Annotated in this window: 14 protein-coding genes; 10 read left to right on the forward strand and 4 right to left on the reverse strand. The window is 46.2% G+C overall.

Annotated elements, in window-relative coordinates:
- Positions 1–12 precede the first annotated feature (12 nt).
- Genes C4K46_RS09490 through C4K46_RS09500 form a run of 3 tightly spaced genes read right to left on the reverse strand, consistent with a single transcriptional unit; the run spans position 13 to position 1,868 of the window.
- Positions 13–972, reverse strand: a complete 960-nt coding sequence (locus tag C4K46_RS09490; protein WP_209628909.1) for a DUF4097 family beta strand repeat-containing protein — start codon at positions 970–972, stop codon at positions 13–15.
- A complete protein-coding gene (locus tag C4K46_RS09495) occupies positions 965–1,555 on the reverse strand; it encodes a DUF1700 domain-containing protein (protein WP_209628911.1) in 591 nt (196 codons plus the stop codon). Before C4K46_RS09495 ends, C4K46_RS09490 begins: the two co-directional genes overlap by 8 nt.
- The gene (locus C4K46_RS09500; RefSeq protein ID WP_209628913.1) at positions 1,542–1,868 is read right to left on the reverse strand and encodes a PadR family transcriptional regulator; all 327 of its coding nucleotides are present in this window, start codon (positions 1,866–1,868) and stop codon (positions 1,542–1,544) included. The genes C4K46_RS09495 and C4K46_RS09500 overlap by 14 nt, the downstream gene beginning before the upstream one ends.
- 333 nt (positions 1,869–2,201) lie before the next feature.
- Here C4K46_RS09500 and C4K46_RS09505 point away from each other — a divergent pair, with 333 nt between their 5' ends.
- From C4K46_RS09505 to C4K46_RS09535, 7 genes are all read left to right on the forward strand, one after another.
- The gene (locus C4K46_RS09505; RefSeq protein WP_209629076.1) at positions 2,202–2,333 is read left to right on the forward strand and encodes a teichoic acid D-Ala incorporation-associated protein DltX; all 132 of its coding nucleotides are present in this window, start codon (positions 2,202–2,204) and stop codon (positions 2,331–2,333) included.
- A 9-nt stretch (positions 2,334–2,342) separates the two neighbouring features.
- Positions 2,343–3,893, forward strand: a complete 1,551-nt coding sequence (gene dltA / locus C4K46_RS09510; RefSeq protein ID WP_209628916.1) for a D-alanine--poly(phosphoribitol) ligase subunit DltA — start codon at positions 2,343–2,345, stop codon at positions 3,891–3,893.
- Complete coding sequence (dltB, locus tag C4K46_RS09515; RefSeq protein WP_209628918.1) at positions 3,890–5,137, forward strand: D-alanyl-lipoteichoic acid biosynthesis protein DltB; 1,248 nt, start codon at positions 3,890–3,892, stop codon at positions 5,135–5,137. The genes dltA and dltB overlap by 4 nt, the downstream gene beginning before the upstream one ends.
- A 13-nt stretch (positions 5,138–5,150) precedes the next feature.
- Complete coding sequence (gene dltC, locus C4K46_RS09520; RefSeq protein WP_209628920.1) at positions 5,151–5,390, forward strand: D-alanine--poly(phosphoribitol) ligase subunit DltC; 240 nt, start codon at positions 5,151–5,153, stop codon at positions 5,388–5,390.
- On the forward strand, positions 5,383–6,657 hold the full coding sequence (dltD, locus tag C4K46_RS09525; RefSeq protein WP_209628922.1) for a D-alanyl-lipoteichoic acid biosynthesis protein DltD: 1,275 nt from the start codon (positions 5,383–5,385) through the stop codon (positions 6,655–6,657). The genes dltC and dltD overlap by 8 nt, the downstream gene beginning before the upstream one ends.
- 128 nt (positions 6,658–6,785) lie before the next feature.
- The gene (gene relB, locus C4K46_RS09530; protein ID WP_209628924.1) at positions 6,786–7,079 is read left to right on the forward strand and encodes a type II toxin-antitoxin system RelB/ParD family antitoxin; all 294 of its coding nucleotides are present in this window, start codon (positions 6,786–6,788) and stop codon (positions 7,077–7,079) included.
- Positions 7,069–7,395, forward strand: a complete 327-nt coding sequence (locus tag C4K46_RS09535) for a type II toxin-antitoxin system RelE/ParE family toxin (protein ID WP_209628926.1) — start codon at positions 7,069–7,071, stop codon at positions 7,393–7,395. The genes relB and C4K46_RS09535 overlap by 11 nt, the downstream gene beginning before the upstream one ends.
- A 16-nt stretch (positions 7,396–7,411) precedes the next feature.
- Here C4K46_RS09535 and C4K46_RS09540 read toward each other — a convergent pair whose 3' ends face one another.
- Positions 7,412–8,245, reverse strand: coding sequence for a Cof-type HAD-IIB family hydrolase (locus C4K46_RS09540; protein ID WP_209628928.1), 834 nt, complete (start codon positions 8,243–8,245; stop codon positions 7,412–7,414).
- Between the two features lie 208 nt (positions 8,246–8,453).
- On the opposite strand from C4K46_RS09540, the gene C4K46_RS09545 reads away from it, so the two are divergent.
- The 3 genes from C4K46_RS09545 to C4K46_RS09555 all read left to right on the forward strand — a co-directional run bounded on the left by C4K46_RS09545 (position 8,454) and on the right by C4K46_RS09555 (position 12,893).
- Positions 8,454–9,035 (forward strand): DNA-3-methyladenine glycosylase, encoded by a 582-nt coding sequence (locus tag C4K46_RS09545; RefSeq protein ID WP_209628930.1) that lies wholly within the window; start codon positions 8,454–8,456, stop codon positions 9,033–9,035.
- A 1,124-nt stretch (positions 9,036–10,159) separates the two neighbouring features.
- Entirely contained in the window at positions 10,160–11,833 is a 1,674-nt protein-coding gene (locus C4K46_RS09550) for a GspE/PulE family protein (protein ID WP_209629078.1), read from the forward strand.
- A gap of 1 nt (position 11,834) precedes the next feature.
- Positions 11,835–12,893: a type IV pilus twitching motility protein PilT gene (locus C4K46_RS09555; protein WP_209628932.1), complete on the forward strand. Its 1,059-nt coding sequence runs from the start codon at positions 11,835–11,837 to the stop codon at positions 12,891–12,893.
- Positions 12,894–12,899: the final 6 nt, after the last annotated feature.

A 12,899-nucleotide genomic window follows, 5' to 3' on the forward strand; every position in this document is an offset into this window, starting at 1 on the left:
AATGATAAGCTATCAGTCATGGACTAGACTGATGTGACCATTGTTGGCGGAGGCATTGAGGGTCTTGCCCGAAGTGCCAGTCTGCCGCAAGGCGGTCTGTTTTAATGAGTCCTCTGTGACCTGAATCCCAGAAGGAACGCTAATACCACCTAAATCGGACCGAAGATTAAAGCCTAGGTCCTGGTAGCTAGCAGCAGTCAGGTTGAACTCCATGTTTCCATTGTCATTTTCAAAGGTGGTGCTACCGTCTAGCTCCAGCTGGCTAGTGCGGAGGGCTCCATTGCTCTGGCTTATCTTGCTGTTGGCGACTTTAGTCTGCCTAAACTCTACTTCGCCATTATCGGATTCCAAATTACCAGCCAGCAGTTGGCTATTTTTAACCCTAATAGCCCCATTGTCATTATCAATAGTGAACTCTTGGGCCTCCAGATTATCAAGGGTCAACTCACCATTGCCCAAACTTAGGTCCAGCTTTTGTGTCAGGAGCTTATCGCTGGTTGCCAGTCTCACTGGTCCGTTATCACTATAGACTGTCAGATTTTTCAGGCTAGTTCCCTTGGGGAGACGGAGGGTGACCGCTCTTTCTGCATGGGCATTGTCCCGAAAAAGATTTAAAAGATCAAGGTGAAAGCCAGTGATTATGCGTGGCTGATTTGCTCCCCTTTCCCTGATGGTCAGTTTGCCATCTTCTTGGCTGGTTGAGACTTTGTTCTCTTTCTTCTTTTGAACGTAGTAGGTCAGGTGGACCTTTTGGTCGTCAGAATCTTCAATAATCAAATCACGATTATTGAGGTCGACGTCTAGATCGTTGATCTGGTCGTAAGTTTCTTCTTTCTTTTGGACATCTATCTTGTTGGCAGCATTTCTGAGCTGATCGACACCACCGGTCAAATCGCCGACAGCAAAGAGACCGACGCCTACAAGGCAGGTGATAAGGGCGCTTTTAACCCAAGTTTTTTTTGAATTAGTCATATTGGTTACCTCTCTTTGTCAATTTCAAGCTTAGGCTGAGAAATAGAAATTTGATAAAGTTGGCTGCTGGCTTGATTGCCAAAAACATTAGTCCAGCAAGGCCCAGGAAGAAAATTCCAACCCCCAAGACCATGAGGAAGGTAGAGAGGGAAATGCCCAGGGCTGTTGTCAGGCTAGACCAAATCGTACCGATGCCGGTTACCAAGAAGGCCAGAGAACCAACTGCGAGGGTGGCTAGTAAGAGGCAGAGGAGGAGAAAGAAAACAAAGAGGAGGACGATAGCGACAAGAGCCAGGGGAGCCGCTATAGGGGCCGCAAAGATTGTCAGTAGAACGATTTTTAGGGTATCGCTGTTCTTCTTGGCTTCCTGACCTTCTTCCTCAATTCGTCGGTTGAGGAGATTGGTCAGAAGTTCATGGGCTGCTTCCTTGGGACTGCCCAAATCGGCCATCACCGCAGCTTCTCCTTCTGGACCTGCTTCTTCAAAGTATTCGTTGAAGTAGTCCATGGCCTCCTGATAGTCTTTTTCAGGTAGGCGTTTTAAGTATTTATTTAATTGGGCTAGGTATTCAGTTCTTGTCATGACGTATGCTCCCTTCTATGATGCCGTCAATCGTCTGTTGATAGAGTTTCCATTCTTCCTTAAGGAGGGCTAGTTGCTTATGACCACTGGCTGTTAGGGAGTAGTACCTCCGCCTACGGCCGTTATAGTCCTGGTCATAGGTGGTCAAGTAGTCGCTTTGTACTAGTCGCTTAAGAATGGGATATAGGGTTGATTCCTTGATGTTGGCAAGGAGTTTAATGGTCTGACTGATTTCGTAGCCATAGGAGTCATTGCTTTCCAAGATGGCTAGGATTAAAAATTCAGTCAAGACCGCAGATACGGGGAAGTGCATGGTCTTACCTCTTCTAAAAAAAATTATATATGTTTTATTTATATATATTATAAATCTATATTTACTTTTTGTCAAGGAAATAAAAAAGGAAGGAAAAGGTCCCAATGATTCTTCTCCTCCCTTTTTACTGGGCCTAGTTTTGATTTTCTTTGCCTATTATATTGAAATAAAGGCTAATAAAATGGTAGAATAGAGTATATTTATTTTCCATTTTCGAGGGAGATAAATCTATAAAAAATCTACTAAAACAGTTTTTGCTAGGCAGAAAACGATTTTTAGTTCATTTTTTTTGAAATAAAGTGTAGAATATTTTCAAGAGGTATGGGATTAATGATGAAGAAACATCAAACACTCTATAAATTTATATGGCAAACCCTTCTTTACTTTGTCATCTTTTTGGCCTTACTTTATTTCTTCAGTTATCTTGGTCAAGGCCAGGGTGGCTTTATCTACAATGAGTTTTAGGAGCTTCATGTGACAAATAAAAAAATTAACGATATGATTGAAAGCCTGGAGCACTTCGCCCAGGTCCAGCCGGATTATCCAGCTTATAATATCCTAGGAGAAGTCCACAGCTACGGCCAGCTCAAGCGGGATTCCGACTCCCTAGCAGCCCAGCTAGACAGTCTAGCTATAGCAGCCAAGTCGCCAGTTGTCGTCTTTGGTGGTCAGGAGTATGAGATGCTAGCGACCTTTGTCGCCTTGACCAAGTCTGGCCATGCCTATATTCCTATTGATAGCCATTCAGCCCTGGAGCGCGTGTCAGCTATTATTCAAGTAGCCCAGCCCAGTCTGATTATCGCTATCCAACCCCTGCCAGAGCTGGAGCTTTCCTGTCCTGTTCTAGATTTGACTGCGCTAAAGGCTGCCTTTGCCAAAGAGAGTGCTTATGAGCTGACCCACTCGGTCAAGGGGGACGATAACTACTATATTATCTTTACCTCAGGTACGACTGGCCAGCCCAAGGGGGTTCAGATTTCACACGAGAATCTTCTGAGCTTTACCAACTGGATGATTAGTGACCCAGAGTTTGCGACTCCAGCCAGACCCCAGATGTTGGCCCAACCGCCCTATTCTTTTGACCTATCGGTCATGTATTGGGCACCGACCCTGGCCTTGGGTGGGACCCTCTTTGCCCTGCCTAGCAGTCTGGCCCAGGACTTCAAGCAGCTCTTTAGCACTATTTTAGACCTACCAATTGCTATCTGGACCTCGACCCCCTCTTTTGTCGATATGGCCATGCTGTCTGAGGACTTCTCGGCAGAGAAAATGCCCCAGTTGACCCATTTTTACTTTGATGGGGAAGAGTTGACAGTCAAGACAGCTAAAAAATTAAGGGAGCGTTTCCCTGAGGCTCGCATTGTCAATGCCTATGGTCCGACCGAGGCCACCGTTGCCCTCTCGGCGGTAGCTATTACCGAGCAGATGTTGACCGATTTGGCCCGCCTTCCTATCGGCTATACCAAGGAGGATTCACCGACCTTTATCATTGATGAGGAAGGACAGATTCTACCTCATGGCCAGCAGGGAGAGATTATCGTGACCGGTCCAGCGGTTTCCAAGGGCTATATGAACAATCCAGAAAAAACCCGGGAAGCCTTCTTTGAGTTTGAGGGTCTACCGGCCTACCATACAGGAGATATTGGCTCTATGACCGATGAGGGACTCCTGCTTTATGGTGGTCGCATGGACTTCCAGATTAAGTTTAATGGTTTTCGGATTGAGCTAGAGGATGTTTCTCAAAATCTCAATAAGTCCCAGTACATCAAGTCAGCCGTAGCGGTACCCCGCTACAATAAAGACCACAAGGTACAAAACCTTTTGGCCTACCTGGTCTTGAAAGAGGGCGTCAGAGAGCAGTTTGAGCGAGAGATCGACTTGACCAAGGCCATTAAGCAGGACTTAGAGGACATCATGATGTCTTATATGATGCCGTCCAAGTTTATCTACCGGGAGTCCCTACCCTTAACTCCTAATGGTAAGATTGACATCAAGCACTTGATTGCTGAGGTTAATAACCGATGATTGATTTTCTCAAACAGTTCCCTCACTTAGAGCCCTACGGCAATCCCCAGTATTTTGTCTACATCATTCTGGCGGTTTTGCCGATCTATATCGGTCTCTTTTTCAAAAAGCGCTTTGCCCTCTATGAGATTCTGATCAGCCTAGCCTTTATCATCTTTATGCTGACGGGGCCAGAGCTGACCCAGGTCTATGCCCTAATCTTTTATGTGGTCTGGCAGAGCCTGCTCATCTTTAGCTACCGCTTTTACCGCCGCCACAGGGACAATAAGTGGGTCTTCTACCTCTATGTCTTTTTGGCAGTCCTACCCTTGGTCATTGTCAAGCTGACCCCGGCCCTCCAGACTCACCGCCAGTCTCCGCTAGGCTTTTTGGGAATTTCCTATCTAAGCTTTCGGACGGTGGCCATGATTATGGAGATGCGAGATGGCGTCTTAAAGGACTTTAGCGCCTGGGAATTTTACCGATTCCTGCTCTTTATGCCAACCTTTTCAAGTGGACCGATTGACCGTTTCAAGCGTTTCAATGAGGATTATGAAAACATTCCTGACCGCAACCAGCTCCTGGATATGCTGGAAAAGGTCGTTCACTACATCATGCTGGGCTTTCTCTATAAGTTTGTCTTGGCCCACATTTTTGGCAGCATGCTCCTGCCCCCTCTCAAGCAATTAGCCCTACAAAGCGGAGGCTTCTTTAACCTGGCAACCCTGGGTGTCATGTACGCCTTTGGCCTGGACCTCTTCTTTGACTTTGCCGGCTACTCCATGTTTGCCCTGGCCCTGTCCTATCTGATGGGAATTAAGAGCCCGGTCAACTTTGACAAACCCTTTTTATCTCGTGATTTAAAGGAGTTTTGGAATCGCTGGCACATGAGCCTGTCCTTCTGGTTTAGAGACTTCGTCTTTATGCGGCTTGTCATGGTCTTTATGCGTAATAAAGTCTTTAAAAACCGCAATGTGACCTCGGCTGTGGCCTATCTGGTCAATATGCTCTTGATGGGCTTTTGGCATGGGGTGACTTGGTACTATGTCGCTTACGGCCTCTTTCATGGTCTGGGTCTAATCGTCAATGACGCCTGGCTTCGCAAGAAAAAGACCCTGAATAAGGAGAGAAAGGCCAAGAATCTCCCAGCCCTGGCAGACAATCGTTGGACCCAGGCCCTGGGCATTTTCATCACCTTTCATGCAGTTATGCTTTCATTTTTAATCTTTTCAGGATTTTTAAATGAACTATGGTTTAAGAAATAGGAGAATATAGAAAATGGATATTAAACAAGAAGTAATAGAAATTATTGATGACCTCTTTATGGAGGACGTATCAGGCATGATGGACGAGGACCTCTTTGATGCTGGCGTTTTAGACAGCATGGGAACAGTTGAGCTCATTGTCGAGCTAGAGTCTCGCTTTGATATTCATGTCCCAGTATCTGAGTTTGGTCGTGATGACTGGAATACAGCCAATAAGATTGTTGAAGGGGTAACGGAGTTACGCAATGCTTAAGCGTTTATGGCTGATTTTGGGGCCTGTTTTCTGCGCCTTTTTAATGGTTTTGGCCCTACTCCTCTTTTATCCAGTCAACTATGGCAAGCATCAGTTTGAGGAGGAAAAGCGGGCCGCGGTCACCTTGACAGCAGAGAGCTTCAAGAGTCGGACCCAGAAGGTGCGGGCCTTGACAGACCCCGACCACCCCTTTATTCCTTTCTTTGGTTCCAGTGAATGGCTGCGCTTTGATAGCATGCACCCGGCGGTTTTGGCCGAGGCCTACCAGAGACCCTATCGACCCTATTTTCTAGGGCAAAGGGGGGCGGCCTCTCTGACCCAGTACTATGGTATGCAGCAAATCCTGCCCCAACTGGAGCAAAAAACTGCTGTCTATGTGGTCTCGCCCCAGTGGTTTACCAAGCGGGGAGCAGATCCCAGCGCCTTCCAGCAGTATTTTAATAGCGACCAGCTGACCAGCTTTTTGACCCAGCAAAATTATAGCCAGGTCGACCAGTATGCCGCCCGGCGCCTCTTGGACATCTATCCCAATGTAGCCATGGCTGATTTGGTCAAGAAGGTGGCCCAAAAGCAGCCCTTCTCTAGTCTAGACCAGACCTATCTGGGCTTGACCAGCCGGATTAACCAGCGGGAGGAGGCCCTCTTTAATGGCTTGACCGGAAGTTATAATGAAAATTATGACCGCTTTATTGCGCCTAAGCTAGACAAGCTCCCCCAGTCCTTCTCTTATGATGCGCTGATGGAGCTGGCTAGCAAGGAAGCCAAGAAGCACACTTCCAATAATCATTTAGGCATTGACAACCATTTTTATAATAGTCGTCTCAAGGCCAAGATTGACAAGCTCAAGGGAGCCCAAAGAAAGCTCTCCTATGTCCAATCGCCCGAGTATAACGATTTCCAGCTGGTCCTCAACCAGTTTGCTAGCTCCAAAACCAGGGTCTTGTTTGTGATTCCTCCGGTTAATGAAAAATGGATGGCCTATACGGGTCTTAGGGCTGACCTCTACCAAAAGGCAGTAGCCAAGATTAAGTACCAGCTTGAGAGCCAGGGCTTCCATGAAATTGCTGACTTCTCCAAGGATGGGGGTCGAGAGCACTTTATGCACGATACCATTCATATCGGTTGGAATGGTTGGCTGGCCTTTGACCAGGAGCTTCAAAACTTCCTGGCCAAGTCTGGACCTGCCCCTGCCTATCAGATTGATAATCGCTTCTTTGCCAAGGATTGGGCAACATACAGTGGCGATATCAAGGACTTTAAAAAATAGGTTCTAGGACCTATTTTTTTGTGTTTGGTTAGGGTGGTTTCGCCTTCTTTTGATTGTTGAAGGGGATTAGGATTTGACGGAGATAGATTTTTTGTATATACTGTATATACGCAGAAAGGAGCAGGGAAATGACTAGGCTTTCTAAAGACTCTCAATTTACTTTTCGGACCAATAAGGAGCTGTTGGTTCAGGCCAAGAAGGTGGTGGGAGACGAGCAAATGGATATGAGCACCCTCTTTAATCGCTTGCTAGAATATCTTGCCCTTGAAGGAGAAGTACCAACTGTCCTCTTAGAAGAGGGAAAATCTAGGCATGAGCGACTAGTAGATGACCTCTATGAGGAAATCCTTTCAGCCTATACTAGCTATGAGACGGGGCAAGTAGTAGAACTTGATGAGGCCTTTGAAAAGTATGGCTTATAAGCTAGTAGTCACCTTAGAGGCTGAAGAGGACTTGGCGGCCATTTATCGTTATATTAGTCGGCGTTTTCTATCTAGTCAAGCTGCTAAAAATACGCTAGCCAATATCAAACAATCTTTGAAAAAACTAGCCTCTATTCCCGATTTGGGACTAGATGTGTCTGAGCGAGTTGGGAAACAGTTCCCTAAAAATGAAAGAGTAAGGATGTTGCCGACTGGGCACTATCTTGTTTTTTATATTTTTGATGGGCAAGTAGTCAGTGTTTTACGCATTCTCTATCAAAGAAGAGATTGGATTCAACTTTTTAAAGAAAGATAAAAATAGGTTCTAGGACCTATTTTTTCTTTGTGATGTATTTGGCTAGGGCCAGGGCGACACCGTTTTGGTTATTGCTGAGGGTGCTGGCCTGGGCAGCCTCCTTGACTGCTTGGGGACTATTGCCCATGGCCAGGCCCAGCCCGGCTAGCCTTATCATGGGGAGGTCATTGTAGTTGTCACCGATTGCCATGACAGCTTCCAGGGGCAGCTGATAGTAGCTGGCGATTTCCCGCAGGGCTAATTCCTTAGAGACCTGGCGAGCAGTGATTTCCAGATAGTTGGCCTTGGAGAGATAGCAGGCTAGCTCCTTAAAGTCCTGCTCCTCTAAGTAGGAATAGACCTTTTCGATGACCTCTGGCTCGTCAATCAAGAGCATCTTGTGGATGGCTCCCAGCTGGTCAAGCCCGTCTAGCAGGTCCTCCTTGATTTGCGGGCTTTCACCGGTAATCTCGGCCTCTAGCTGGACCCAGCGGTTGAGTTGGCTGCTGATCCAGTCAAGGCCAGAGTAGAGATTGATGGCCAGGTCGGGAAATTCTTCCTGCAGGAGGGTCAGCATTTTTTGCAGTTCCTTCCTATCCAAGGGGTGCTCTGCCAGAACCTGATAATTCTCAGCATCTCCCTTGATGATGAGGGCGCCATTATAGGCGGCCAAGGGCTCTTGCTTTAGACCTAGCTCTCTGGCTAGAGGCTCCATACCCAAGGGCGAGCGGGCCGAGGCTAGGACCAGGGGAATCTTTCTCTCCTGTAAGCGGGCGACCTGCTCCTTTAGCTCCGGGCTAAGCTGGTGCTGGTCGTTGAGAATGGTTCCGTCAATATCACTGATAACCAGTTTAATCTCTTGTCTTGTCATAGCTAGTAGTCCTTTCTGGGGCTTTTTTCCTAGGGGCTTTAGTTTTATTGTAACAAAGACGGTAAGGGTTTTCAAGATATTGTAAGTTTTTGTGCTGCTTTAATTGATTTTAACTTCACCTCATTACTATTAGAAGTAAATCAATGGGAACAGGACTAGAGATTTAGAGTCTTAGCAGAAAAAGTTAATTTTATGTTATAATAATCCTATGCTAACAAAGGAATTTCAGCGTCTGATGATGACGGATACGGTGGCGACGGCGGAGGCTCTGCTAGGCATGGAGCTTTGGCTGGACGGAGAGCTTTTGGGTTGGATTGTGGAAACGGAGGCTTACTTGGGTAAGGAAGACAGTGCCTGCCACAGCGCTAGTGGTCGTAGGACGCCTAAAAACGAAGCCATGTACTTGGCGGCGGGGCATTGGTATGTCTATCAAATCTACGGACATCAGATGCTCAACCTGGTCACCAAGCCTGAAAATAGGGCAGAGGCAGTCTTGATTCGCGCCCTAGAGTTGCCAAACGGTCAAGTCCTAGCCAATGGACCAGGAAAGCTGACACGCTGGGCAGGTATAGACAAGGTTTTCAATGGAGATGAGCTGATAAAGTCGCGCTTACAAATACGGGCGGGGAGGAAACCTGGGCAGATTAGCAGACGTCCGCGTATCGGTGTGACCTGTAGGGATAAATGGCGGAGTGAGCCACTTTGTTTTTATGTTGCGGGCAATCGTCATGTTTCAAAGATTGCCAAAAAAGGGCTGCTTGACGACCTAGCCACTTGGGAAAATGTCTGATGTGACTAGCAGAAAGAAAAACTGACTGGAAGTTTCCGGTCAGTTTTTGCTTGCTTTCACTTTTAAATACTGCTTTCTCAGTATGTTTCAGCTAGGATTTCAGAGAGCAGGATTTAGGAGCTTTTCTTCTATTATATACTATTATTTTAGTAAAGTCTGATAAGCTGTTCAAGGAACTATCCTATTGGTCCGACTTTATCAAAAGGGGCGGGCTCGGTTAATCGGCGGACGGGCTTAAAAGATCTTTTGCCTTCCTATATAATAGGAAGAAAAACCAGCTCGCCCTCATCTAGCTTCTAGATAAGGACAGGCTGGCCAGCTTTGGCGGGGCTGGGACTTGCTCAAGGGGGCATGGGGGCCTTATTCTGACAAGTCTTTATAGTGGCAAAAGTCTGACAATTCTTATAGGGCTGGGATTTTGGCCGTCTTTTGTTAAAAGTATGTTAAAAATGGACACATGGGAAAAATTGAACATTTTTAGAGGCTTTTAGAGGCTTATTTGAGTACATTTATATTGACAGGGGGGGAGATTTAACATATACTAGATAGTGGAAAGTGGCTGGACAGCTTAGGACACTGTTTGGAATAAACATTTTCCAACTATCGTATGCATACCGATAAAAAATAAACCACCACAAAACGAAGGACATAGTTCTGTGATGGTCAGGGGCCTTGTGATACAGAAAAAAATCGAAAACAGTACATAAATTCATACTGTATCATAAGGTTTTGATGAGGATTTAGCTTCAAACTAGATCGCATGTAAGTAAGAATCGTTGACTTAGTCTGTTCAACAACATCTTTTTTGCGCTCTTGTAACTCATACGTTTCAAGGCGATTCACAACTCATAGTGAAGAAGTGAAAAGAAAAATGCACAGGAATCAACATTTTACTTACAAGCTGACGAAATAATAGCAACAAAACTATCCATTTCTATCTTGTTTGTAGAAATCCTGCGCTTTAAGTGTAGAAAATCTAACTTAAAGAAAACTTAAAAATTTTTAGGGAATACAAAATGTATATCCTAGCTGTAAAATCTTACTAGCATTAAATCTTACTACTAGCATATTAGAAGTTTGAATTACAGGAAAATCTTTGGGAGAGATTAAGAAGGGAGATAATGATGGATTTAATGGCTATCATGGTACAATCCCGCCTGGTAACGGTAGAACAAAAAGAAGAAATTCTGGAAAACATGCCACAGTCGGATTTGCCATTAGAAAGATATGTAATCAGCAAGGGCTATGTGAATGAGACTGACATGCTCAAGGTTATGAGTTATTACTATCGTACCCAGTATGTCAACCTATCACAATTTACAATCAACACAGAAGCCGTTCAAAAGGTTTCTGAAAGGGTTGCTAGACAGCACGCGTTGATTCCTATTTCCTTTACAGAGGACGAGGAGCCAAAATTGATTGTTGCAATGGCGGATCCTAGCAACTACATCGCCTTGGATGATGTTAAAATCGTCTCTAAGATGAGTGTAGTACCTTATGTAACCTTTCGGGATGATATTGAGAAGTATATCGATCAGTATTATTCGCAGGAGGATGCTGCTAAACAGGCAGCAACTGAGATTGAAGGTTTTGAAACCGAAATCGAAGAAGTTGAAGAAGACCTAGCTATCAAAAATGCGCCGGTTGTCCGCTTGATTGACTCGATTGTCAGCCAAGCTATCAAGACCCGGGTTAGTGATATTCATATCGAGCCATTTGAAAAGGTCGTGCGCGTGCGTTTCCGGATTGACGGAACCTTGGTTGAAAATATGCAACTCAAGGCCAGTGCCCATTCGGCTATTGCAACGCGGATTAAGATTATGAGTGGCTTGGATATCGCGGAAAGACGGATTCCTCAGGATGGACGGATCGAAACGACCATTGATGGTCGTGAGGTCGACATGCGGGTATCAGTGCTTCCGACAGTCTTTGGGGAGAAGATTGTTATCCGGATTTTGAATCGGAACGCGACGCTTTTGAGCAAGGAACAGCTTGGTTTCTCGCCAGCCAATGAGAAGATTTTTGATGAGATCTTAAAGGCGCCAGAAGGAATTATCCTTCTGACAGGACCGACTGGTAGCGGGAAGACAACCACGCTTTATACAGCGCTTCGTGAATTAAATGATGTCGGTAAGAATATCATTACCGTTGAGGATCCGGTAGAGTACCGTCTCGAAGGTGTCAACCAAGTACAGGTGAACACCAAAGCCGGCCTGACCTTTGCCAGCGGACTTAGGAGTATCCTGCGGCAAGACCCAGACATCGTTCTTTTGGGAGAGATTCGTGATGAAGAGACGGCAAGTATCGCGGTTCGTGCGGCGATTACTGGACACGTCGTTCTATCAACAATCCATACCAACGACACCGCCAGTACAGTAAACCGTCTGGTCGATATGGGCATCAAGCCTTATCTAGTATCGACTGCGACTGTTGGGATTATCGCTCAACGTCTGATTAAGCGAATTTGTCCCAAGTGTAAGACGCCTGTCGAAGTCACAAGCGACCAATATGCCGGAGTCGGCATTCATAAGGGAGATACTCTGTATCATGGAGTGGGCTGTAACTATTGTAGCGGAACAGGCTACTATGGACGGATTGCTATCCATGAAATTATGGCAGTAACGAAAGAAATCAAAGCCTTAATCAACCAAGGCGGTACAACCGCAGATATTAGGGAACGTGCCCGTCAAAACGGCATGAGAGACTTGGCTGAAGAGGCGATTGATGTTGCCAAGCAGGGGATTACAACGATTGAAGAAGCAATGAAGATTGCCTTCAGTTTAGAAGGGGAAGTTTAGGATGAATTTGGATGAGTTAATCAAGCAAGCCATCGAAGCGGGGGCTTCGGATATCCACTTTACAGTGGGGGCTGAGCCGACCATGCGTCTGCATGGGAAGCTCATGCCGATTACGGATACCATTTTAAGCAATGAGGACACGGTCCGCTTTACCAAGGAGATTTTGAATGACAAGCAGGTCAGCCACCTCCTAGAAGTCGGTGAAGTCGACTGTGCCCACGAGGTGGACAATGGTTACCGCTTGCGGGTCAACATCTTTAAGCAAAAAAATAATTGTGGGATTGCCTTGCGGGTCATTCCGAGAGAGATTCCAACCATGGAGTCGCTCGGTCTGCCACCGATTATCCGTAAATTAGCGGAAAAACGTCGGGGCTTGATCTTGGTTACTGGTCCAACTGGTAGCGGAAAGTCAACGACCTTGGCTACCATGATTAACTATATGAATAGTTTTCGGGATGAACACATCATCACCATTGAGGATCCGATCGAGTACATGCATACGCATAACAAGTGCTTGGTCAACCAGCGGGAACTGGGAGCGGATACTCAAAGTTTTGGAAATGCTCTTCGTGGAGCCCTGCGTCAGGACCCGGATATTATCCTAGTCGGAGAAATGCGGGATAAGGAAACGATTGAGATTGCCCTGCGAGCCGCAGAAACAGGTCACTTGGTGCTTTCGACCCTCCATACGGTTGGAGCTGTTAATACCATGGACCGGATTATCGACGTTTTCCCAGCAGAGCAGCAGGAGCAAATCCGGGTACAGCTATCAGCTGTTACCGAGGGAGTTGTTTCGCAGCAACTGATGCGAACCGTCAATGGTAAGGGTCGGGTGGCCGCCTTTGAAATCATGATTGGTACACCAGCCATTCGTAACTTGATTCGGGAAGGAAAAACCCACCAGCTCTTGACTCCGATTCAAACCGGAGCGCAACAGGGCATGATTACCATGGATACCTCGCTGATGGGACTCTTTAGGCGCAATATCATTGACCAGAGGACCTTGCTATCTTATGCAGTAGATCGGGCTCAAGTCGAAAAGAGCCTAGGTATCGTATAGGGGGCG

Origin of the sequence: Streptococcus oricebi (genome assembly GCF_017883985.1) — a bacterium.
Taxonomy (GTDB): Bacteria; Bacillota; Bacilli; order Lactobacillales; family Streptococcaceae; genus Streptococcus; species Streptococcus oricebi.

What these genes read in the sequence shown, in the direction of transcription:
- C4K46_RS09490 (WP_209628909.1), bottom strand. Translation starts at nt 972, where the DNA reads ATGACTAATTCAAAAAAAACTTGGGTTAAAAGCGCCCTTATCACCTGC.
- C4K46_RS09495 (WP_209628911.1), bottom strand. Translation starts at nt 1,555, where the DNA reads ATGACAAGAACTGAATACCTAGCCCAATTAAATAAATACTTAAAACGC.
- C4K46_RS09500 (WP_209628913.1), bottom strand. Translation starts at nt 1,868, where the DNA reads ATGCACTTCCCCGTATCTGCGGTCTTGACTGAATTTTTAATCCTAGCC.
- C4K46_RS09505 (WP_209629076.1), top strand. Translation starts at nt 2,202, where the DNA reads ATGAAGAAACATCAAACACTCTATAAATTTATATGGCAAACCCTTCTT.
- dltB (WP_209628918.1), top strand. Translation starts at nt 3,890, where the DNA reads ATGATTGATTTTCTCAAACAGTTCCCTCACTTAGAGCCCTACGGCAAT.
- dltC (WP_209628920.1), top strand. Translation starts at nt 5,151, where the DNA reads ATGGATATTAAACAAGAAGTAATAGAAATTATTGATGACCTCTTTATG.
- dltD (WP_209628922.1), top strand. Translation starts at nt 5,383, where the DNA reads ATGCTTAAGCGTTTATGGCTGATTTTGGGGCCTGTTTTCTGCGCCTTT.
- relB (WP_209628924.1), top strand. Translation starts at nt 6,786, where the DNA reads ATGACTAGGCTTTCTAAAGACTCTCAATTTACTTTTCGGACCAATAAG.
- C4K46_RS09535 (WP_209628926.1), top strand. Translation starts at nt 7,069, where the DNA reads ATGGCTTATAAGCTAGTAGTCACCTTAGAGGCTGAAGAGGACTTGGCG.
- C4K46_RS09540 (WP_209628928.1), bottom strand. Translation starts at nt 8,245, where the DNA reads ATGACAAGACAAGAGATTAAACTGGTTATCAGTGATATTGACGGAACC.
- C4K46_RS09545 (WP_209628930.1), top strand. Translation starts at nt 8,454, where the DNA reads ATGCTAACAAAGGAATTTCAGCGTCTGATGATGACGGATACGGTGGCG.
- C4K46_RS09550 (WP_209629078.1), top strand. Translation starts at nt 10,160, where the DNA reads ATGGATTTAATGGCTATCATGGTACAATCCCGCCTGGTAACGGTAGAA.
- C4K46_RS09555 (WP_209628932.1), top strand. Translation starts at nt 11,835, where the DNA reads ATGAATTTGGATGAGTTAATCAAGCAAGCCATCGAAGCGGGGGCTTCG.